Here is a 2,065-nt window from a genome sequence, read left to right as displayed (position 1 = left end):
TGTGCAGGGGAGTTTGAGGGGCGGCACCCTGCCCCTCAACGGGGGGTCTGGGGGAAGCCTCCCCCAGATCCGGGTTCTCCTAGCACCAGAAAACCCCACATCAAACAACTGCTTATCCTTTGCCAGCACTATAGGAAATTAGACCTCGATCGCCACCAGCTATTGTATTGTACTAAATAACTTCGATCGTTTCGCTCAAATCCCATGCACTTAATTTTGTACAGCAAAATCGGCTGCCACCTCTGCGAAGGCTTGCAAGAAAAACTCGAACAAATTACCGAACCCCAAATTCACCTCGAAATTCGCGAAATCACCACCAACCCCGACTGGTTCGATCGATATCAATACGAGATCCCAGTATTATGTTGGCAAATTGACGGCACCGAACGCACCATCCCCAGGTTTTCCCCTCGCGCTGGAGTTCCCCAAGTGCAGCAAATCTTACAGCAATATTCGCAAAATGGGTAAGAATTAAATCCAACACCCTGCTTCGAGCCTCTTCATTTACCATCCCTATGAAACTACGCGAACTTCTGTCTCAAAGCCAAATTAACCTCTCCAGCGAACATCCCAACTTAGATTTAGAAGTAACAGGCTTAAAAACTAACTCCCATGCTTGCACCGCAGGCGACTTATTCATCGGGATGCCCGGAACGCGAGTCGATGGCGGTGAATTTTGGCAAGGCGCGCTCGCCGCAGGAGCCATCGGAGCCGTAATTTCCCCCGCAGCAGCCGCAGTTCACCCACCAACTGCCGATAACTGCATCGCGATCGCCACAGACATGACAGCAGCCTGTGCGGCTCTAGCTGGCACCTTTTACCGCCACCCCGCCCAAACCCTCAAAATGGTCGGCGTCACGGGTACTAATGGTAAAACCACCACCACCCACATCATTGAATATCTACTCGATCGAGCCAACATTTCCACCGCCCTGCTCGGCACCCTCTACACCCGCTGGCAAGGCTACCAAAAAACAGCCACCCACACCACCCCCTTCGCCGTCGATCTCCAACAGCAACTAGCCCAAGCCCTCGCCGCAGGCTCTAAAATTGCCCTAATGGAAGTCAGTTCTCACGCTCTAGATCAAGGACGCGTCATGGGCTGTCCGTTTGAAGTGGGCGTATTTACCAACCTGACTCAAGATCACTTGGATTATCACCAAAATATGGAGAGCTATTTCCAAGCTAAAGCCCTATTATTTAGTCCCGAATATCTCACCGGACGCGCGATCGTCAATCTCGATGATGAATATGGCAAACGCTTAATCGCCCAAATTCCAGCCGAGCGAGTCTGGAGCTACAGTACCACCGATCCGACTGCCGATCTGTGGACGAGCGAACTCGCATACAGTCAAACCGGAGTCACCGGAAAACTCCATACACCCCAAGGCGAAATCGGTTTCAGCTCGCCCCTAGTCGGCGACTACAACCTCGAAAACCTCTTAGCTGCGGTGGGGACTGCTTTACACCTGGGGATGAGCTTAGAACCGATCGTCGCCGCGATCGAGCACTTTCCTGGCGTACCCGGACGGATGGAACGCGTCCAAATATCGCCCCAGCAAGATATCACCGCGATCGTCGATTACGCCCACACCCCCGATAGTTTGGAAAGCCTCCTCACCGCCGCGCGTCCCTTCATCCATGGTAAAGTCATCTGTGTATTTGGTTGTGGTGGCGATCGCGATCGCACCAAACGCCCCCAAATGGGCAAAATTGCCGCCGAACTGGCCGACCTAGTGGTGGTAACATCCGATAACCCTCGGACTGAAGATCCCGCCCGAATTCTGCAAGATGTAGTCGCTGGCATCGATCGCACCACAGGCGTCGAAGTCATTGCCGATCGCGCCCAAGCCATTGCCCAAGCCATTGCCATGGCAGCTCCAGGCGATGGCGTCTTGATCGCAGGCAAAGGACACGAAGATTATCAAATCCTCGGTACCGAAAAAATTCACTTCGACGATCGCGAACAAGCGCGTGCTGCTTTGAGTAAGAAGTTTGGAGGTTAGTGGATAGTGGATAGTGGATAGTGGATAGTGAATTTTTAGACGCAAGCTTCCATCCACCC

General features: G+C 52.9%; 2 protein-coding genes. Both read left to right on the top strand.

What is annotated here, in order from left to right:
* Positions 1-204: 204 nt before the first annotated feature.
* Complete coding sequence (locus C7B77_RS28910) at positions 205-468, top strand: glutaredoxin family protein (RefSeq protein WP_106313204.1); 264 nt, start codon at positions 205-207, stop codon at positions 466-468.
* A gap of 47 nt (positions 469-515) precedes the next feature.
* A complete protein-coding gene (locus C7B77_RS28905; RefSeq protein ID WP_106313201.1) occupies positions 516-2,006 on the top strand; it encodes a UDP-N-acetylmuramoyl-L-alanyl-D-glutamate--2,6-diaminopimelate ligase in 1,491 nt (496 codons plus the stop codon).
* The last annotated feature ends 59 nt before the right edge of the window (positions 2,007-2,065 follow it).

It is taken from the genome of Chamaesiphon polymorphus CCALA 037 (genome assembly GCF_003003845.1).
GTDB lineage: Bacteria > Cyanobacteriota > Cyanobacteriia > Cyanobacteriales > Chamaesiphonaceae > Chamaesiphon > Chamaesiphon polymorphus.
The sequence above is the reverse complement of the archived record's forward strand: the minus strand, read 5'-3'. Positions and strand labels throughout refer to the sequence as shown.

Bases quoted from the DNA above. Each gene is read 5' to 3' on its own strand.
- C7B77_RS28910 (WP_106313204.1), top strand. From the start codon at position 205: ATGCACTTAATTTTGTACAGCAAAATCGGCTGCCACCTCTGCGAAGGC.
- C7B77_RS28905 (WP_106313201.1), top strand. From the start codon at position 516: ATGAAACTACGCGAACTTCTGTCTCAAAGCCAAATTAACCTCTCCAGC.